The 18,976-nt window shown below is 66.4% G+C and carries 20 protein-coding genes and 3 pseudogenes; 22 read left to right on the forward strand and 1 reads right to left on the reverse strand.

Translation table 11 applies throughout. The features are described 5' to 3' along the window. The first annotated feature begins 280 nt into the window (after positions 1-280). From WJU18_RS22080 to WJU18_RS22135, 12 genes are all read left to right on the forward strand, one after another. Positions 281-1,075: a PFL_4669 family integrating conjugative element protein gene (locus WJU18_RS22080; RefSeq protein ID WP_003090099.1), complete on the forward strand. Its 795-nt coding sequence runs from the start codon at positions 281-283 to the stop codon at positions 1,073-1,075. Further along, complete coding sequence (locus WJU18_RS22085) at positions 1,072-1,599, forward strand: DUF3158 family protein (RefSeq protein WP_003090100.1); 528 nt, start codon at positions 1,072-1,074, stop codon at positions 1,597-1,599. Before WJU18_RS22080 ends, WJU18_RS22085 begins: the two co-directional genes overlap by 4 nt. A 73-nt stretch (positions 1,600-1,672) precedes the next feature. Continuing rightward, positions 1,673-2,125 (forward strand): single-stranded DNA-binding protein, encoded by a 453-nt coding sequence (locus WJU18_RS22090; protein WP_003120036.1) that lies wholly within the window; start codon positions 1,673-1,675, stop codon positions 2,123-2,125. A gap of 274 nt (positions 2,126-2,399) precedes the next feature. Continuing rightward, positions 2,400-4,421: a DNA topoisomerase III gene (locus tag WJU18_RS22095; RefSeq protein ID WP_033962290.1), complete on the forward strand. Its 2,022-nt coding sequence runs from the start codon at positions 2,400-2,402 to the stop codon at positions 4,419-4,421. 531 nt (positions 4,422-4,952) lie between these two features. Beyond that, positions 4,953-6,563 (forward strand): DNA cytosine methyltransferase, encoded by a 1,611-nt coding sequence (locus WJU18_RS22100; protein ID WP_038204406.1) that lies wholly within the window; start codon positions 4,953-4,955, stop codon positions 6,561-6,563. Between the two features lie 243 nt (positions 6,564-6,806). Further along, positions 6,807-7,364: a hypothetical protein gene (locus WJU18_RS22105; protein WP_023108433.1), complete on the forward strand. Its 558-nt coding sequence runs from the start codon at positions 6,807-6,809 to the stop codon at positions 7,362-7,364. A gap of 333 nt (positions 7,365-7,697) precedes the next feature. Beyond that, complete coding sequence (locus tag WJU18_RS22110; protein ID WP_003120032.1) at positions 7,698-7,919, forward strand: hypothetical protein; 222 nt, start codon at positions 7,698-7,700, stop codon at positions 7,917-7,919. Positions 7,920-7,940: 21 nt separating this feature from the next. After that, complete coding sequence (locus WJU18_RS22115) at positions 7,941-8,333, forward strand: hypothetical protein (RefSeq protein WP_003050375.1); 393 nt, start codon at positions 7,941-7,943, stop codon at positions 8,331-8,333. Between the two features lie 182 nt (positions 8,334-8,515). After that, a complete protein-coding gene (locus tag WJU18_RS22120; RefSeq protein WP_003116830.1) occupies positions 8,516-9,202 on the forward strand; it encodes a hypothetical protein in 687 nt (228 codons plus the stop codon). 83 nt (positions 9,203-9,285) lie between these two features. Continuing rightward, positions 9,286-10,023: a hypothetical protein gene (locus WJU18_RS22125; protein WP_003116829.1), complete on the forward strand. Its 738-nt coding sequence runs from the start codon at positions 9,286-9,288 to the stop codon at positions 10,021-10,023. Between the two features lie 97 nt (positions 10,024-10,120). Beyond that, the gene (locus WJU18_RS22130) at positions 10,121-10,399 is read left to right on the forward strand and encodes a hypothetical protein (protein WP_003116828.1); all 279 of its coding nucleotides are present in this window, start codon (positions 10,121-10,123) and stop codon (positions 10,397-10,399) included. A gap of 288 nt (positions 10,400-10,687) precedes the next feature. Then, positions 10,688-11,512 (forward strand): hypothetical protein, encoded by an 825-nt coding sequence (locus WJU18_RS22135; RefSeq protein WP_003098941.1) that lies wholly within the window; start codon positions 10,688-10,690, stop codon positions 11,510-11,512. 261 nt (positions 11,513-11,773) lie between these two features. Here WJU18_RS22135 and merR read toward each other — a convergent pair whose 3' ends face one another. Continuing rightward, positions 11,774-12,181 (reverse strand): Hg(II)-responsive transcriptional regulator, encoded by a 408-nt coding sequence (gene merR, locus WJU18_RS22140; RefSeq protein WP_003098939.1) that lies wholly within the window; start codon positions 12,179-12,181, stop codon positions 11,774-11,776. Positions 12,182-12,252: 71 nt separating this feature from the next. On the opposite strand from merR, the gene merT reads away from it, so the two are divergent. From merT to WJU18_RS22190, 10 genes and pseudogenes are all read left to right on the forward strand, one after another. Further along, positions 12,253-12,603 carry a mercuric ion transporter MerT gene (gene merT / locus WJU18_RS22145; protein ID WP_011804695.1) on the forward strand — a complete coding sequence of 117 codons (351 nt, stop codon included), beginning with the start codon at positions 12,253-12,255 and terminating at the stop codon, positions 12,601-12,603. Positions 12,604-12,615: 12 nt separating this feature from the next. After that, on the forward strand, positions 12,616-12,903 hold the full coding sequence (merP, locus tag WJU18_RS22150) for a mercury resistance system periplasmic binding protein MerP (RefSeq protein WP_003116826.1): 288 nt from the start codon (positions 12,616-12,618) through the stop codon (positions 12,901-12,903). A gap of 10 nt (positions 12,904-12,913) precedes the next feature. Continuing rightward, positions 12,914-14,602, forward strand: a complete 1,689-nt coding sequence (gene merA / locus WJU18_RS22155; RefSeq protein WP_003098932.1) for a mercury(II) reductase — start codon at positions 12,914-12,916, stop codon at positions 14,600-14,602. A gap of 18 nt (positions 14,603-14,620) precedes the next feature. Next, the gene (locus WJU18_RS22160; protein ID WP_003098931.1) at positions 14,621-15,136 is read left to right on the forward strand and encodes a Tn3 family transposase; all 516 of its coding nucleotides are present in this window, start codon (positions 14,621-14,623) and stop codon (positions 15,134-15,136) included. Continuing rightward, positions 15,100-15,618, forward strand: a pseudogene (locus tag WJU18_RS22165) (Tn3 family transposase); the annotation flags it as partial. The gene WJU18_RS22160 and the pseudogene WJU18_RS22165, both read left to right, overlap by 37 nt. A 27-nt stretch (positions 15,619-15,645) precedes the next feature. Further along, a pseudogene (locus WJU18_RS22170) lies at positions 15,646-15,948 on the forward strand (DUF3085 domain-containing protein); the annotation flags it as partial. Between the two features lie 141 nt (positions 15,949-16,089). After that, a pseudogene (locus tag WJU18_RS22175) lies at positions 16,090-16,453 on the forward strand (XF1762 family protein); the annotation flags it as partial. A gap of 397 nt (positions 16,454-16,850) precedes the next feature. Then, on the forward strand, positions 16,851-17,780 hold the full coding sequence (locus WJU18_RS22180; RefSeq protein ID WP_011804694.1) for a DUF3577 domain-containing protein: 930 nt from the start codon (positions 16,851-16,853) through the stop codon (positions 17,778-17,780). Positions 17,781-17,836: 56 nt separating this feature from the next. After that, positions 17,837-18,526 carry a DUF3275 family protein gene (locus WJU18_RS22185; protein ID WP_011804693.1) on the forward strand — a complete coding sequence of 230 codons (690 nt, stop codon included), beginning with the start codon at positions 17,837-17,839 and terminating at the stop codon, positions 18,524-18,526. 92 nt (positions 18,527-18,618) lie between these two features. Beyond that, positions 18,619-18,960 (forward strand): hypothetical protein, encoded by a 342-nt coding sequence (locus tag WJU18_RS22190; RefSeq protein ID WP_023108442.1) that lies wholly within the window; start codon positions 18,619-18,621, stop codon positions 18,958-18,960. Positions 18,961-18,976 lie beyond the last annotated feature (16 nt).

Consider the following 18,976-nt stretch of genomic DNA (forward strand, 5'->3'; position numbering starts at 1 on the left):
CTCCATGGCGCTCAGCGGAACGGTCCCCTGGGGACGGCCGTGCTGCGAAGGATGGTGTCGAACGACAGCGCGACGTGCGGTGCAGCACGCAACCCGTCGACGACCGAGGCCCGGAGCGCCAACGTGAATGCCCATCTGCGGAGCGGTCCCCAGGGGACCGTTGCGCGCTGCGCCGCCAGCGCGCACAGAACCGGGGGCCGGCTCATTTCGGTTTGTTGACTGACTGCCTTCCGCCGCATGCGGATGCTGGCGGCTCCCTGTCCACCAGCGAGCGATCACCATGGCAACCAGCAACGAACCATTGCAACTCAACCTCGGCTCCCTGCGCAGCGCAATGTCGCTGACGCTGCACACCCACCACGCCTCGCGCATCTGGCATGGCCGCGCCGCCGCCGAGGGGCGACCGGGCATCGTCGGCCTGAACGGCTACATCGCCGTCATGAACAAAATGAAGCGCGGCTCGGAGCAGGACGACCCGTACAGCGACTGGTGGATGCTGCGCATCGAGGACAAGCTCGACCAGACCAAGACCACGCTGCAGACGCTGCGCGAACAGGTGGACCAGGCCCTGGCCGGCGTGCCCGCCGCGTTGACCCTGGGCGAGAACCTCAACGTGCAGCCCGTCAAGCTGCCGCTGTTCGTCAATGCGCAGTTGGGCTTTGCCGCTGTCTATCTCCTGGCCGACTACGACGACATCGCGCGCAAGCTGATCCTCGCCCACCACACCGCGCTGATCGACCGCAGCACCTTAGAGCGCTGGCTCAACGAGGGCGCGCACGCGCTGCGCAGCCTGTTCTCGCTGGCCCAGCAGTATCGCTATTCGGGCTGCACCCGCGACGATTTCGCGGCGAAGAATGCGGCAGCGCGGGCCGCGCTGGAGAAGTTCGGCGAGTTGCCGCAGGACGTGCTCGAAGGCACGCGCCGCTCGAAGTTTGCGCCACCCATCGTGCGCCGTGGTCTGCAACAGCGCGGTGAGAGTCCTGCCGCAGCCGCTACCAGCGTCGATGGTGATGCGGCCGCTGCTGCCGACCCGTCCGAAAACGCAGCCACTGCCGGCGAGGACGAATCCGCATGAGCGATCTGAACCAGCCGACCCGCTACTTCCGGGGCCTGCAACAGGGAGCCTTCATGCGCCTGGAACACGCGGCCTCTCTAAAAGGCCTTTTAAAGCCTTTTAAAGGTAAAGGGGACTTGGAGGCCTGGGCCGGCCAGTGCTTCGCCATGCGCGACGAGTTGATCGGCTTGGCGCAGCGACAAGTGCTGCAACAGGCCAGTGGGCATCCCTTCCACCTGCTGCCCGTGGAACTGGCCCAGCAGACCACTGGCGCGGGAACGACGTTCCTGCGCTGGCGCAGGCACGACCGCTCGGCCATGGGCGTGGCCCTGTGGCAGGAGCTGATGGCGAGCACCAGCACGCCGGTCAACCTGCTGGCCGACCTGCACGCGATCGAGCTGCAGCGCATCACGCTGAACATGCAGATCAGCCTGTTGCACACCCTGGGCAGGCAGGCGCAGGAGTGCGCCAGCAAGGCCGCCGAGGCGGAAGACGCCTACCTGCGCCGGCTCACGTCCTTTCCCGCCGCAATGCGCGATCGGTGATTGCGCCGGGCATCCCAGCACGCGCCCGGCGCCGACCAGGTGCGGGTATTTCAACCACCAAGGAGATTGCAACATGAGCACGCATTTTTCGGGCGAAGGCAACATCGGCTCGCCCCCCGAGTACCGGGAGTTCCCCAACGGCAACGACGAACCGCGGCGCTTGTTGCGGCTGAACGTGTATTTCGACAACCCCGTTCCCACCAAGGGCGGCGACTATGAGGATCGCGGCGGCTTCTGGGCGCCGGTGGAAATCTGGCACCGCGACGCCGCGCACTGGAAGGACCTCTACCAGAAGGGCATGCGCGTGCTGGTCGTCGGCCGCATGGAGCGCGAACCCTGGACCGACAACGAGGATCAGCCACGTGAGACTTGGCAGATCAACGCGCGCAGCGTCGGCATCCTGCCGTTCCGCATCGAGTCCGTCGTCCTGAGCCCCAAATCGCAGGAGACCGCACAGGACGCGCAGCCCAAGCCCCAGGCCGCCCAGGAACCGGCTGCGCCGAAGGAGCCCAAGCGCAGGAAGTGATCCGACGGGGGCGGCCGCAGTACGTTGCCGCCCCCCATGTCCTCGCGAGCTATCCCCAGGGGACAGCGCCACCAGCGTCCACCGGCTTCCACGCGCTCCCGAACATCGCGGCTCCCGACTCGCACATCGCCGGCCGCACGCCATCCCCGCCTCAGCCATCCCATCTCGTGAAAGCGGTCGCTGCCGCATGCAGCTTGTTTGCTGCTGCCCCAACAGGCGCTCGGCATCCTCGATCCCAGCAACTCCATGAACAACGGGAAGCGGATGGACGGACATGCGGCTGTTTCTGTGCGAGAAGCCCTCCCAGGGCAAAGACATCGGCCGGATTCTCGGCGCCACGCAGCGCGGTGAAGGCTGCCTCAACGGCTCCGGCGTCACGGTCACCTGGTGCATCGGCCATCTCGTCGAAGCGGCAGCACCCGAGGTCTATGACGCGGCGCTCAAGCGCTGGTCGTTGGAGCAGTTGCCCATCATCCCTCAGCAGTGGCGGGTCGAGGTCAAACCGCAGACCGCCACGCAATTCAAGGTCGTCAAAACGCTTCTGGCGAAGGCGACCCATCTCGTCATTGCCACCGATGCCGACCGCGAGGGTGAACTGATCGCCCGCGAGATCATCGACCTGTGCGGATACCGCGGCCCCATAGCACGCCTGTGGCTGTCGGCGCTCAACGATGCGTCCATCCGCACCGCGCTCGCCAAGCTGCGGCCCTCGGCCGAGACGCTGCCGATGTATTACTCGGCGCTGGCGCGCTCGCGCGCCGACTGGCTCGTCGGCATGAACCTCAGCCGGCTGTTCACCGTGCTCGGGCGGCAGGCCGGCTACGACGGCGTGCTGTCGGTCGGGCGTGTACAGACCCCGACGCTCAAACTCGTGGTGGACCGCGACCGAGAGATCGCGGCCTTCGTGTCCGTGCCGTACTGGGCCATCGACGTGTCCCTGTCCGCAGGCGGTCAGACGTTCACCGCGCAGTGGGTGGCACCCGACGCCAGCACCGACGACGCCGGCCGCTGCCTGCAGCAGCCCGTCGCACAGCAGGCCGCGCAACAGATCCGCGCCGCGGGCAGTGCCCAGGTGGTGTCGGTCGAGACCGAGCGCGTGCGCGAAGGCCCGCCGCTGCTGTTCGACCTGGGCACCTTGCAGGAAGTCTGTTCCAAGCAGCTTGGGCTGGACGTGCAGGAAACCTTGGAGATCGCCCAGGCTCTGTACGAGACGCACAAGGCCACGACGTACCCGCGCTCGGATTCGGGCTACCTGCCCGAAAGCATGTTCGCCGAGGTGCCCACGGTCCTGGACAGCCTGCTCAAGACCGATCCCACGCTGGCCCCGATCATGGGCCAGCTCGACCGCGCCCAGCGCTCGCGCGCCTGGAACGACAGCAAGGTGACGGCGCACCACGGCATCATCCCGACGCTCGAACCCGCGAACCTCTCCGCCATGAGCGAGAAGGAGCAGGCGGTGTACCGGCTGATCCGGGCGCATTACCTGGCCCAGTTCCTCCCGCACCACGAGTTCGACCGCACCGTGGCGGACCTCTCCTGCGGCCAGCAGAAGCTGGTGGCCACGGGCAAGCAGGTCGTCGTCAAGGGCTGGCTCCTGGTGCTGGCCGAGCCAGAACGTGAAGGCAGCGCCGACGAGGACGGCGATGCCCCGCGCAGCCAGGTGCTGCCCGCATTGCGCGACGGGATGGCATGTCAGGTCGCCGGGGCCGACATCAAGGCCCTCAAGACGATGCCGCCCAAGCCCTATACCCAGGGCGAACTGGTCAAGGCGATGAAGGGCGTTGCGCGTTTCGTGACCGACCCGCGCCTGAAGCAGAAGCTCAAGGACACGACGGGCATCGGCACCGAGGCGACCCGGGCCAACATCATCAGCGGGCTGATCGCCCGCGGCTACATCGTGAAGAAGGGACGCTCCATCCGCGCATCGGATGCGGCGCTCACGCTGATAGACGCCGTGCCCGCGGCGATTGCCGACCCCGGCACCACCGCCGTCTGGGAACAGGCGCTGGACATGATCGAGGCCGGACAACTCACCCTGGATGTGTTCATCGGCAAGCAGGCTGCATGGATTTCGCAGTTGATCGCGCAGTACGGCAGCACGTCCCTGTCCATCAAGGTGCCCCAAGGACCGGCTTGTCCGCAGTGTGGCGCGCCCACGCGCCAACGCACCGGCAAGAGCGGCCCGTTCTGGTCGTGCAGTCGCTATCCCGACTGCAAAGGCACGCTGCCGGTCGAAACCGGCACGTCCAAGCGTGGTGCCTCGCGCCCACGCAAGAGCGGCCGCAAAGGCTCCTGACCGACCCCCGTTCCCCGTGAGCCGTGCCCGCCATCGGCGGCGTGGCCCGTGTTCCGCATGCCCTGCGGGACGCCCAGCGCGCAACGCCTTCTTGTCCGTGTGCGCGTCCCGTTCAGCCGCCCCCGGCCGCGGGACCTGAAGGTAGCTTCTCCGCGAACCGCACCCCGCGCGTTCTCCCCGTCCGCATCTCTTCCGCACGCTGCGAAGGGTCCCCCGATGGCTTGCCTGTGCGAGCCACCCGGAGACCCTTCGTGGTCAGCGGTATTCGGTGCCGGTGCCCGCCGGCGCAAAAACGGGCTCCCTTTGTGCGCGGATGTGCGCCAGACGATGCCGGCCCCAGCCACGACATGGGCCGGGTGTGATTGCTGGATGAGCAGACGGTTCTAGCGACGACCGGGCCTGCCAATCAGCCCACGGGTGGTTCTTCTTTCCTCCCGAGCCGAAGGCCCCTGGGGCCTTCGGCGCCTTTCTCCTGCCTTTCAACGCCCCGGCCAGGGCGATGGCCCTGCGCCATACGAACAGGAGACCGACATGCACCCGAAACTTTGCGCACCGCCACGCAACACGCCGCTGCTCTACGGCAGCGTCTGCAGCGGCATCGAGGCCGTGAGCCTCGCTTGGCAACCGCTCGGCCTCGAAGCCGCGTGGTTCGCCGAGATCGAGCCGTTCCCGAGCGCCGTGCTCGCCCACCGTAACCCCCTCGTGCCCAACCTGGGCGACATGACCACGATCGCCCGCCAGGTCCGCGCCGGCACCGTGCCCGCGCCAGACCTCCTGGTCGGCGGCACGCCGTGCCAGTCGTTCAGCGTGGCCGGCGCCCGCCGTGGCCTGGCTGACCCGCGCGGCGCCCTGACCCTTGCCTATGTGGAGCTTGCAAATGCCATCGACCAAACCCGCCGCCAAGACCGCCGCCCGCCGGCAACGCTCGTCTGGGAAAACGTCCCCGGCGTCCTCAGCGACTGCAGCAACGCCTTCGGACACTTCCTGGGCGCACTGGCCGGCGAAAGCCGTGCGCTCGAACCGCCAGGGCAAAAATGGGCGCACGCAGGTTGTGTGTCTGGACCCCGGCGCCGCATCGCCTGGCGCTTGCTCGATGCTCAATATTTCGGCGTCGCCCAACGGCGCCGTCGCGTGTTTCTTGTGGCAAGTGGTGGAGGTGGCGTCGATCCCGCCGAGGTACTTTTTGAGCGCCCAGGCCTGCGCGGGGATTCTTCGCCGGGCTTCGCGCCGTGGCAAGACGCTGCCGGCGCTGCTGGATCGGGCGCTGCGGCAGCAGGCTGGTACTCGGGATATGCAGGACTGAAGCAGCCCTACGGCAAGGCCACGGTGACGTTCGGATTCGGCGGGGGCAACACCGCAGGACCCATCGACGTCGCGGCCTGCCTGACCGCGGCGCCCGGCCCGAAGAACGACTTCGAGGTCGAGACCTTCGTGGCGCAGTCCATCGCGGGCAGCATCAGCCACACGCTCAGCACCGCCAACGGCGGCAAGGGCTGCAGCGAGGACGGCACCGGCAAGGGTGTGCCGATCATTGCCTTCACCGCACAGGGCTGCGGGGCGGATGCGACGACGAACCATGCACCGACGCTGCGTGCCGGCAGACATCGCCTCAGCCACGCGAACGCCGGCGTGGTGCCGGCCATCGCGTTCGCGCAGAACTCGCGCGGCGAGCTGCGGCTGGAATCCGGCCACGGCCAGCTTGCCGGGACGCTCTCCACGGGTGGCGGCAAGCCGGGCCAAGGCCGGCCGATGGTGATCGGCGTGGCGCTGCGCGGTCGCACCGAAGGCCTGGCCGCTGAACTGGGCGATGGCGTCTCGACCGCGCTGCGCACCAGCAGCGGCGGTGCCGACAAGCCCCATGTGCTGGCACCGGACTTCGAGGCACATTTCCGCTACGACTGGAATAACCCCGGTCCGGGCGACTGGTCGCAGTGGCGGGTGCGTCGGCTGATGCCGGTCGAATGCGAGCGGCTTCAAGGCATGCCCGACGACTACACGCTGGTGCCGTACCGCGGCAGGCCCTCCGCCGACGCGCCGCGCTACAAGGCGATCGGCAACTCCATGGCCGTGCCGTGCGTCGCGTGGCTGGGCCAGCGGCTGGTGCAGTGCCTGCACAAGACGGGATCGAGCGCTTCGGATTGATGCACGACGCGGCCGGCGGGCCGCGTGATCCTCCCTCCTGCATTGCCGACGCATCGGCAACAGCCAGCAGCCAGGGTGTCAAGGCTGCCGTGGGTTCCTCCCACGCCACCCGCCAGTTCGCCCCGGCATCTCTCCGGCGAACGCTGCCCACCGGGCATCGATGCCACCTTCCTCCAACCCACGGGATGTATGCCGCGTCCCGTCAGGGGCGTGTCGTCAACCCGGTCGATATCAGGACTTTCCATGGACACCATCACCCGACAAGACCGCATCACGCTCAAGAACCTCAAGGTCGCGGATTTCGCGAGCGAGGAAACGCTGTGCTTCACCGCCACCGTCATGTTCGACGGCAGGCCCATCGCCGAAGCCCGCAATGACGGACACGGCGGCTCGACGTTCGTGCGCGCGTTGCAAGGCCAGGCCGCGCTGCTGGCCCAAGCCGAGGAATTTGCCAAGAGCCTGCCGCCGGCATCGCTCGACGTCGAGCGCGAGGACGACGAGCCACTTCTCATCGACATGACGCTCGACTTCCTCGTGGACCAGTTGGCCGATGCCATGCACGCAGAGCGCAAGCTGCGCACCGCGTTCAACCGCGACATCGGCAACAAGGTGCTGTTCATCAAGGACGGCCGGCTGCTGTTCCTCAAGGGCATCAAGCTCAAGGCCATTGCCGAACGCGCGGCATATTTCGCAAAGCTGCGCAGCCGACAGGACCAGCCCATCGTCATCCTGGCCGAGCTGCCAGCGGACGAGGCATTCGCCATCTGGAAGCAGCATGTCCTGGGCGACAAGCCCCGCTGATCCAGCCTCACCGCACCGTCATGACCGCCCCGCACTCGTTGCGGGGCTTTTCTTTGTCCCTGCGCACATCAATCGGGGCTGGACCAGATGCCGATTTCCAACTGACGTGGCGCGGCACCCTCACGAAGCTGTCCGCATGTTCGCTGATTCGTCAGCACATGCCAGCAGCCAGGGTTTCAGGCTGCCGCGGGGTTCTCTCCGCGCAACCCACCAGTCCGCATCGCATCCATTGCGCGGACGCGCGTCCCCAAGACGCTGATGCTTTTTTTCAACCGCGTGCGGGAGCTGCCATCCCGTGAGGGACAGGGCCCCGCTTTTCCAAGAAGCCCATCCATGTCCCAGCAAGCCTCTTTCGGCCGATTCGGTCAATTGGCCTTGACCTACTGCGGCAAGTTCCTGCCGCTCGAAGTCCTGCACAGCGCCGCCGGCCACTACATCGGCACGCGCGATACCGAAGGTCCCGTCTCGCGGGAATCTCGTGAGTACTTCCGCAGCCATGCCGCGGCTCAACGTGCCCTCGAAAGAGGCGGCTGGTCCCAGCTCGCCATTCCCTGATCCAACTGGAGGAATCACGTCATGAACCAGCTACTGCCACAGGAAGTCGTCGATCAGATCGTTCGGGAAGAACGGCATTTCAGCGCCGCGCCCCAAGCCTTTTTCGAGGCATGGAAGCGTGGTGTCGAGATCGCCGGCCCGCAATGGTTTGGCGATGGCACCCGTGAAGGTCTGAACCAGGCCAAGAGCAAGTGGGATCTGCGTCCCGACATGCTGCGCCTCAACGACGCCCTCGGCGTCCTGAGCAGCGGGGAACGCATGTTCCTGTCCGCGATGGTCAGCTTCTACAACGCGCGCGAGGGCGGTGCCATGCTCAAGCGCTGCCACTTCAACGGGTTGTCGGACTTCGACGGCCTCGATCTGCCACGTCGCCAGGTGATCGCCGACCTGCTGCTGAACTACAGCGGTTGGTGAGCCGGTCCCTGGCACACCTTCATCACTGCGTTCACGGGACCCCATGAGGGACATGCGCCTCGTTCGAGGCCATGTCCCTCGCGTTTTCTCCCCGCCCAGCGCCATCCGGCATCAGGCGGTTTCCCCTGCGGATGCCATCGTCCGCAAGGGCTGGCTCCGTTCATTCATCGAAAGGAGCCTTCATGGCCAACAACTACTACGAAGCCACCGGCGTTCTCGTGCTCGACCGTGTGACGCCCGTCATCCAGGCGCTGTTCGGCGCCTTCGCGCTGGACGAGAGCCACCCCGGCAACGGGCAGGCCTACATCGCCCAGATCGCCGAGACCACCAATCCGCAATGGCCGGACGTGCTCGATGGCCTGGAAGACCTGGCCACGCAACTCGGTATTCCGATGCCGGACGACGAAGGGCTGTCGATCCCGCCGCTGCTCGAACTGCTCGCCGTGCACTTCCGTGCCGATGAGGACGAAGAGCTGGGGAACTTGATCGACCGTCATTCGTTCGAGGACACCGCCGATCTCGACGCATTGTTTCTGATCGCCACCCGGTTCGATGACGGGCACCACCTGACCGCCATCCAGTTCGAGGGCTGCTGGTACTGCAGCAAGCCGCGGCTGTTCGAGTTCGGCGGCAACGGCTGCTACCTGAGCCGCGAGGTCCGCTTCATCAGCTCCTCCTCCCAGGCCCTCCAGCTCGGCGACCAATTGCGCAAGACCATTGTGGCCGCCGACATCGAAGAGGCTTCGGCCCTGATCGCGCTGGAGACCATCAATCTGCTGGCGGGCGTCAGCGACGAGCCATTCCGCATGAATTTGCGCCGGCGCGTCGCCGAGCGATTGGCCCAAACGCCAACGATCAGCGTCACCTGACGCTGTTTCCTTTCTTTCCACCCACCGGGGTCAATTCCCGGTGGCGGGGATTTGCTCCATCATTATTCTGTTGGAGAAATCCCATGTCCCAGAATCCCAATCCCTTTCTACGCGGCTACTGGAATCTGAAAATCGTCCGCACGCTGTCCATCAGCTACGAGGACGGAAGCCCGCATGTCTGGCGAAACATCCACCCGAGCCAGCAGCACCTCTGCGACGCGGCGCTGGTTTCTTCTCCTTGCATCATCACCAGCGACTTCGCGGTGGTCAGGACTGGCACCGAACCTGTCGGCGCCGCACTGATCGCCGAATGCGACGCGGCTGAAGGGGGCAGCGGCGAAGGCATGGTGGGTGCCGTGGTGTACGCGATCCACGGCGACGACTTCGACGGCCGCCCCGTCCACATTGGCGACACCTATTCGGCCGAGGCCGCACGGGAAGTCGTGCAGCGGTTGAGCTTCGAGACCGGCTACTACAGCCGGTGCTGGGAAATCAGCAGCGCGCACATCAGCCGCGAAACCGGCCAGTACCTGGCCAACCTGGCTGACCTCGCGACGCCGGAGGCCTTTTTGTTCATCGCGTTCCGGATTCCCTACAGCCCGGCGATCGGCGTCAAGCTGATCTCCACGCCCTGGACGGACCAGCACCTGCAGGACGTCGAGGGGATCGCCGCCGAGCAGCTTCGGCAGGAGCACCGCAGCAAGGGCATGCCGGACGAGCTGGCACAGATCCTTGAACTGGCCGGCCAGGCCGACGTGCGCATCCTCATCCTCGATGCCGACGCACCCGTGTTGCCGGGCCTATCGCTGGCCGGCGAATAGCTGCCACACACATCCCCGGCCTTCCTTGTCCTCACCGCATGCCGGCCCGGTCTCCCGCCAGAGAGCCGGGCCGGCGCACTTTCACAGGAGCGATCCCATGTTCCCCGACCTCATCACACCCGCATCCGACTTCGAGCACCAACTCGGAGCCTGCGTCAACGCCATGAGCCAGGAAGATGCCATCGGCCAGATCCTGGTATTCGAGCGCATGAGCGGCACGCTGCACATGCGCCATATCGCCAGCGCCGACCTGGTGGACACCGACGTGGACGACTACGAAATGGTCGTCTTCGACGGTGGCAACACAAGCGGCGACACGTGGAAACACGTGTTCTTTCCGCGTCAGCGCGAGCACTACTTCGTGTACCAAGCCTGACTCCTCCAGCCCCTTTCGAGGGGCTTTTTCTTGCCCGCAGCACAGGAAAACGGTTGTGGTGCGGTGCCGTTTCCTGCGGGCAGGCAGACCGCCCCAGGGCCATGCTTGCCCCATGTTCGTCGGCGTTGCCGGCACATGCCCAGGCAGTCGAGACCTTCGAGGCTGCAAGCGCGGGAAACCGTGCTGGTCGTTTCTTCCTACGGACCTACCGCGTCCATCCACGCCACCCACAAGGGACCTCTCCCTTGCGGGCGGGGAATCCCTTGTTTTTCCTCAAGGAGTTTCCCCATGGATCGTTCCCTCATCAAATCCATGATGCCTTCGCTGGTCGCAGGCCATGTGCCCCGCAACGTGCGGTCGTTCAAGTACCGCGTGTTCGATGATCAGCCGCTGTCCTCAACGCTGGGCTTCGCCATCGACCCCCAACCCTTCGACGGCAAGGTGGTCGCCGCGACCGACGATGCCATCGTCGTCAAGCTCAAGCCTTCCGAGTTCGCGGTGCTCGATCCCAGCCTGGTGACCACGGTTCCTGCCGAAGGCGCCAAGGTGCATGTCCAACCCTATGCCCGTCGTCGCTTCGACGGACTGCGCGCGGACACGCCGGAGGTCATCACCGAGGAGACTTCGGACGGCACGCCGTACACCATCACGAGGCACATCCTCGGCTCGGCGCCGGCCAAGCTGCCCATTCCCACGCCGCAGTGCATGGAGTTGGGCCAGCTCATCGAGCAGTTGGAGGAGATGCCGGCCCCCGATCGCTTCCGGCGCATCACCCACATGCTGGTGGATGCCGGTGCCCGCGACTTCACCTGGGTCGATCCCACGCCCTCCAAGATCATCGAGACCCCGCCGGCGATCAGCTTCACGGTCTCGACCGCGAAGTTCGAGGGCCGGGTGACGATCCTCTACGACCGCGGCGGAGACACCTACGTGGTGGAACTGCACCGTCAGAACGGTGAATCGGTCGAACTGGTCGATCGGCACGACGAGGTGTATTTCGACATGCTCGGCGAAGTGCTGGAGAGGCTCATCGACGACGGGCGCTGGCGCCAGATCGACGTGAGCATCCTCGACGCGAAAGCGGCCCGCAAGCGCCAGGCCGTCCCGGCATGACGCCCCGCAGCGAAACCAGGCGGTCCTGCGGCTGACCCGAGGCATCCGCCACGGCGTTCCAGCCGTTCCGGCCGCGTGCACTACAGGCCCTTCATCCCATCGGATGGAGGCCTTTCTCATTCTTCCACACAGGAGATTTCATCCATGTCACTGCGATTCAAAGGCGCTGACCTGCGCCCCGTGCTGACCGAAGCCATCGCCAATCAGGGGTCGTCTCAGAAAACGGAAAAAAATCGTACGCTAAGAGCCGAAGTGGGCCCTTTAGCAGCAATGCAAAGCTGCGATCAACGGGCAGGAAACATTGCCATGGTGCGCGTTGCACTCTCTCACTAGCGTCGACAGGGCCTCTTCCATCCGCGTGAGGTCCGCCATGCGTGCGCGCACATCGGCCAGCCGGTGAGCAGCCAGTTCGGCCGCCTCGCTGCAATGGGTGCCGTCCTCCAGTTTCAGGAGCTGGCCGACTTCATCCAGGCTGAATCCCAGGCGCTGGGCTGACTTCACGAACTTCACCCGCGCCACGTCCGCCTGCCCGTAGCGGCGGATGCGACCGTAGGGCCGCTCCGGCTGGGGTAGCAAGCCCTTGAGCTGATAGAAGCGGATCGTCTCCACGTTGACCCGGGCTGCCTTGGCGAAGGCCCCGATGGTCAGATTCTCTTGAGCGTTCTCCATGGCGCTTGACTCCGTAGTTGACTACGGAAGTAACGTTACAGCATCAAGCGAAGTCCCGGAAGGAGAACCTTATGTCGGAACCCAAGAACGGCCGCGGCGCACTGGCGACCGGCGGCGTCGCGGCCGTCCTCGCCTCGGCCTGCTGCCTCGGCCCCCTTGTCCTGGTCGCGCTCGGCTTCTCTGGCGCGTGGATCGGCAACCTGACCGTGCTGGAGCCGTATCGGCCGATCTTCATCGGCGCAGCGCTCATCGCGCTGTTCTTCGCCTGGCGCAGCATCTTCCGACCAGCCCATGCCTGCAAGCCCGGCGACGTTTGCGCTGTGCCCCAAGTGCGGACTGCCTACAAGGTGATCTTCTGGATCGTGGCCGCCCTGGTTCTGGTTGCCCTCGCGTTTCCCTACGTCCTGCCGCTGTTCTACTGAAAGGAGATCACCATGAAGAAACTCACCACCCTCACCACCCTCATCGCCCTGGCCGCCGCTCTAAGCGCGCCCGCCTGGGCTGCCACCAAGACCGTCACCCTGTCGGTGCCCGGCATGACCTGCGCCGCGTGCCCGATCACGGTCAAGACGGCTCTGTCCAAGGTCGCCGGCGTCGAGAAGGCCGAAGTCAGCTTCGAGAAGCGGGAGGCCGTCGTCACCTTCGACGAGGCCAAGACCAATGCCGACGCCTTGACCAAGGCCACCGCAAACGCGGGTTACCCGTCCAGCGTCAAGCAGTGAGGGCGTAATCATGGCCGAGGCGATCACCCTCCACATCGAAGGCATGACCTGCACGTCGTGCGCCGAGCACGTCCAGCAGGCTTTGACGAACGTGCCCGGCGTGCGCGCGGCCTCGGTGTCCTATCCGCAGCGGCAGGCCGAAATCGAGGCGGATGCAGGCGTGAGCGTGGCCCCGCTGGTTGCCGCAGTGGCCACGCTCGGCTATCGCGCACGGCTTACCGACACGCCGAACAAGCCTGCCGGCCTGCTAGACAAGGCGCTGGGCTGGCTCGGTGGCGAAACGAAGCATGTTGGCGGTGAACAAGCGCTGCACGTGGCTGTGATAGGCAGCGGCGGCGCGGCGATGGCGGCTGCCTTGAAGGCCGTGGAGCAAGGCGCCCGCGTCACGCTGATCGAGCGCGGCACCATCGGCGGCACCTGCGTCAATGTCGGCTGCGTGCCGTCCAAGATCATGATCCGCGCCGCGCACATCGTCCACCTGCGCCGCGAAAGCCCGTTCGATGCTGGCCTGCCGGCCGCAGCGCCCGCTGTACTGCGCGAGCGGCTGCTGGCCCAGCAACAAGGCCGCGTCGAGGAGCTGCGCCATGCCAAGTACGAAGGCATCCTGGCAAGCACTCCGGCCATCACCGTGCTGCGCGGCGAGGCCCGGTTCAGGGACACGCGCACGCTGACCGTGGCGACCGCTGACGGCGGCACGCACGAGGTGAACTTCGACCGCTGCCTGATTGCCACCGGCGCGAGCCCGGCGCTTCCGCCAATCCCGGGCCTTGCGGACACACCCCACTGGACCTCCACCGAGGCGCTGGAAAGCAGCTCGCTCCCCGAGCGGCTGGCCGTGATTGGTTCCTCCGTGGTGGCGGTCGAGTTGGCGCAAGCCTTCGCCCGGCTGGGCAGCCAGGTCACGATCCTGGCGCGCAGCACGCTGTTCTTCCGAGAAGACCCGGCCATCGGGGAAGCCGTAACAGACGCCTTCCGCGCCGAGGGCATCGAGGTGCTGGACCACACCCAGGCGAGCCACGTTGCCTATGCGGGCGGGGAATTCGTGCTCACCACCGGGCAGGGGGAAGTGCGCGCCGACAAGCTGCTGGTCGCCACCGGTCGCGCGCCGAACACGCGCAGCCTGAACCTTGAAGCGGCAGGCGTCGAAGTCAATGCGCAGGGAGCCATCGTCATCGACCGCGCCATGCGCACGAGCGCACCGCACATCTTTGCTGCCGGCGACTGCACCGACCAGCCGCAGTTCGTCTATGTGGCGGCGGCGGCCGGCACGCGCGCCGCGATCAACATGACCGGCGGCGACGCGGCGCTGGACCTGACGGCGATGCCGGCGGTGGTGTTCACCGATCCGCAGGTGGCGACCGTGGGCTACAGCGAGGCGGAAGCGCACCACGACGGCATCGAGACCGACAGCCGGCTGCTGACGCTCGACAACGTGCCGAGGGCGCTCGCCAACTTCGACACGCGCGGCTTCATCAAGCTGGTGGCGGAAGCTGGCTCAGGGCGGCTGATCGGCGTACAGGCGGTCGCGCCGGAAGCGGGCGAACTGATCCAGACGGCCGCGCTGGCGATCCGCCACCGGATGACCGTGCAGGAGCTGGCCGACCAGTTGTTCCCCTACCTGACCATGGTCGAGGGACTGAAGCTCGCGGCGCAGACCTTCAACAAGGACGTGAAGCAACTGTCCTGTTGCGCCGGATGAGGAAAAGGGAGGTGTTCGATGAACGCCTACAGCCGCGCCAACCGCCGCATCTACGCGGCCTTGTCCGATCCCCTGTCGGCCACCCACCGGCACCGCCTCGACGATCTGCTCAAGCGCCACGACAACGGCAAGACGACCTGGCTGGCCTGGCTGCGCCAGTCGCCCGTCAAGCCGAACTCGCGCCACATACTCGAACACATCGAGCGCCTCAAAGCCTGGCAGGCGCTCGACCTGCCTTCCGGCATCGAGCGGTCGGTGCACCAGAACCGCCTGCTCAAGATCGCCCGCGAAGGCGGCCAGATGACGCCCGCCGATCTGGCCAAGTTCGAGGCACAGCGCCGCTACGCGACCCTGGTGCGCTCGCCATCGAGGGCATGGCCACCGTCACCGACGAAATCATCGACCTGCACGACCGCATCCTGGGCAAGCTGTTCAACGCTGCCAAGCACAAGCATCAGCAGCAGTTCCAGGCGTCCGGCAAGGCGATCAACGCCAAGGTGCGGCTGGCCACCTCGATCAAGCAGGGCACGGTGACGGCCTCGCTGATGCTCAGGAAACTCGGCAGCTACCCGCGCCAGAACGGCCTGGCCGTGGCGCTGCGCGAGCTGGGCCGCATCGAGCGAACGCTGTTCATCCTGGACTGGCTGCAAAGCGTCGAGCTGCGCCGCCGCGTGCATGCCGGACTGAACAAGGGCGAAGCCCGCAACGCGCTAGCCCGCGCCGTGTTCTTCAACCGGCTGGGCGAAATCCGCGACCGCAGTTTCGAGCAGCAGCGCTACCGGGCCAGCGGCCTCAACCTGGTGACGGCGGCCATAGTGTTGTGGAACACGGTCTATCTGGAACGGGCCTCAAACGCCTTACGCGGTCACGGCCAGACTGTCGATGACGCCCTGTTGCAGTACCTGTCGCCGCTGGGCTGGGAGCACATCAACCTGACCGGCGATTACCTCTGGCGCAGCAGCGCCAAGATCGGCGCGGGCAAGTTCAGGCCGCTACGACCGCTGCAACCGGCTTAGCGTACGATTTTTTCCGTTTTCTGAGACGTCCCCAATCAGTGCCGCATTGTCCTGGTCAAGGATCAGGGCGTGTACTTCCTCGCCGAGCGTGGGGAGCGTCGCCCGGATGGGCGCCAGGCACTGCTCGCCTACGCCGTCGGATGCAACCCGGACACCGACCCGTTCGATGACTGGTGGCACCTCGCCGGCCGCGAGCTGGGCGGCGATGACTTCGCGGAGTATTTCGACCCGAAGGACGGCCTGTTCACGCGCCTCCAGCACTCGGCGGACGATCTCGTGCTTTCCGCCACCGCCACGCACCTGTCCTTAGCAGTGGTGCCTCCCGCCTGACGCGGCAACCGCCTCGCAGCCCCCGCATCGGGGGCCTTCTTTTGTTCGCACCGCCGCCATCGCCGCGCGTGCGCGTTTGTCTCCAGCCGCCGAGGCACGCCCCGCCGGCCACAACGCCGGCATGCCACCGGAGACAACCGCATGAACACGCCATCGACCTCGCCGAGGCTGCACCTCCTACCGGTGTCGCTGCGCACGGCCAATGCATTCGTTCTGTCGCACCATCGCCACCACCGCCCGGTCCAGGGCGCGAAGTTCGCCCTGGCCGTCACGCTGAGCGACAGCGACCTGATCCACGGCGTGGCCATTGTCGGCCGCCCGGTCGCGCGGCACCTGGACGCTGGAAGTCACGCGGCTGTGCACCGACGGCACACCCAGCGCCTGCAGCAAGCTCTACGGCGCGGCCTGGCAGGCGGCAAGGGCGCTGGGCTACATACGCCTGCTCACCTACACCATGCCCGACGAAGGTGGCGCCAGCCTGCGCGCCGCCGGCTGGCGGCTGATCGGCGCGCGCGGTGGCGGCGCCTGGAGCCGTCCCGGCCGTCCGCGCGCCGATACCCCCGAGCACCTGCGCGGCGCCAAGTGCCTGTGACAGGCGCCGGGTGGCGCGGACAAAGGGAAGCGCCCGGGTGCCGATTGATTGCTGCCGCGCGCGCGAGGCCCCGCCATGCTGGCCCCATGCCTGCTGACGTCGTCAGCGACATGCCAGGCAACCATCGGTCTTCGAGGTTGCGGCGCAGTTCCCACTGCGTGACCGAGCCAGCTCGCACCGCATCCTTCCGCGAGCGGCCACCAGCCTCTGGTGGCGGATGCTTTCGCCTTATCAACCCACCGCGGGGTCACGCACCTTCCCCGCATGCGTGGGCCGGTGTGTCTCCGCTTCATCCCAATGGAGATTCACCATGAACACCACGTCCAACGAGAAATCGTATTTCGACCTCCACACCTCGGGCATCGGCTACATCCAGCGTGTCCGTGAAGTGCCCGTCCGGGGCGGCCGCCGTGCGCAGCCTTTCCTGGCTTGCACCATCGCCGCGCTGGTCGGCCCCGCCCGGGACCCCAGCTACCGCTACTTCGACGTCAAGGTCTCGGGAGCCGAGGCCAAGAAGCTCGTTCAGCGCTACATCGGCGTTGACGATCCCAAGCAGCGCCCGCTGGTGCGCTTTCGCCTCGGTGACCTGTGGGGCGATGCGTACATCCGCGACAAGGGTGAGCAGAAGGGTCAGGCCGCCGCGTCCCTCAAGGCGCGACTGCTCAAGGCCGAACTGATCGACCGGGCCGAACTGGCTTCGATCGAGCAGCACGAGCTGATCACCCGCGGCATCGGCTATCTCAATCGTGTGAAGGACGTCACCCCGAAGGCTGGCGACTCGTTCCTCTCTTGCACGGTCGCAGCACTGGCCGGGCCTGTCGATGAACCGGAGTATCGGTACTTCGACATCATCGTCGCCACCCCGGAAGCCGAGCATCTGGCTCGCCGGTGCGTCCAGGCCATCGAGGGGGACCGTAAGGTCCTGATCGCCTTCCGTCTGAACGACATGAAGATCGATCCGTACATCCGCACCAAGGGCGAGCACGCCGGGGAACCGGCCGCAAGCCTGGAATCGACGCTGGTCCACATCGGTCTCATCAAGATCGACGGTACCCAGGTCTATCCGACGAGCCAGGCGCAAGCCGAGGCGTCGCCGGCCGAAGACGCATCCGCGTCCGAAGCCGACGAAGCCATCGACACTGCTGCCGACCCCGCTGCAGACCAGCCTGCCGAGCCCGCCGAGCGCGAGCCCGAGGCGCAAGTCGAGGAGCAGGAGCCGGCATTGGCTGCTTCGTTCTGATCCGGCATGGCCCCTCACGGGGCCTTGCTTTTTCCTATTCTTCAAGGAGAACCATCATGGCAGCCACACCGGCACCCGAGAAATCGGTCGCGCCCATCGTCGTCCCCGGCCAGCTCACGCTGCGCACCATTCGCGGCAAGAACGGCCCGTTCACGGTCGGCCGCCTCGCGACGCACCTCGGTACGTTCGAGGTCAAAGACCCGGAACTGGAGCAGTACCCCGAAGGGAAATACGACGGGGAGTTTGTGATCCGCTACATCTTTCCGAAGTCCTACCCGGTCGGGGGCGGCATGCGGTTCGAGATCCGCGCCAGCCTCGACGGGATGACGCTCAATGGCATCGACAAACTGAGCCGCGACGAAGCCCGCAGCTTCGCCACCCAGGACGTCGATCCGCTCGATGAAGAGCAAGGGGCGCAGCCTGCGGCAACGCCGGCCAAGCCCGCCAAGGCATCCAGGCCTGCCAAGCCCGCACCCGTGCAGGCGTCCGCGGACCCGCTGGTCGATACCACGCCCTTCGGCGTGGATGCGCCACCGCCTGCTGCGGCCGCTGCCCCCGGCAGCACCGAAGACGGTGACGCCGCGCTGTTCGGCCTGCTGTGGCCGCTGGGCGAGTCCGTGAAACTGGATTCGACCATCGACCGCCGCACCCTGCGCGCGCAGATCGCCCGCCTGGGCGAGCTGGGCTACGCGCTGGACTTCAAGACGCAGGAGTGGAGCCGCCAGGCCGAACCACAAGCTGCGTGAGCAGACGCCGCATGCGCGGTGTTCTTCATCCACCTGCCGGGGTTCCTTCCCCATGCGGGGGAGGCCCTGGCCATTTTCTGGAGGTCCCCATTATGTTCACCATCGCTTGCGATACCCCGCGTTCAACGTTGGATGAACCCGCGTGGCGGGAACTCTGCAAGGCGGCCGCCGCACACGCCCAGCGCGGTTGCGGCTTGTCCTACGACCACTACGTGACGCTCTTCAGTTCGGCGATCGACGCACAGGCCAATCGTTTGCCGGATGAGCAACGTGCTCAGGCTCTCGAAATCGCGGCCCAGGAATGGGACTACGCAACACCTGCCGAACGGCAGGAAACCCAGGACTGGAATGCGGAGCATGGCTATTGCTCGCATGGGATCGAGTTCGGCTGCTGCCCGGCCGGTTGTGATCGCGACGATGACGACTGGGACTAAGGCCAAGGCATAGGTT

It is taken from the genome of Ottowia sp. VDI28 (genome assembly GCF_049532675.1).
Classification (GTDB): Bacteria; Pseudomonadota; Gammaproteobacteria; order Burkholderiales; family Burkholderiaceae_C; genus Ottowia.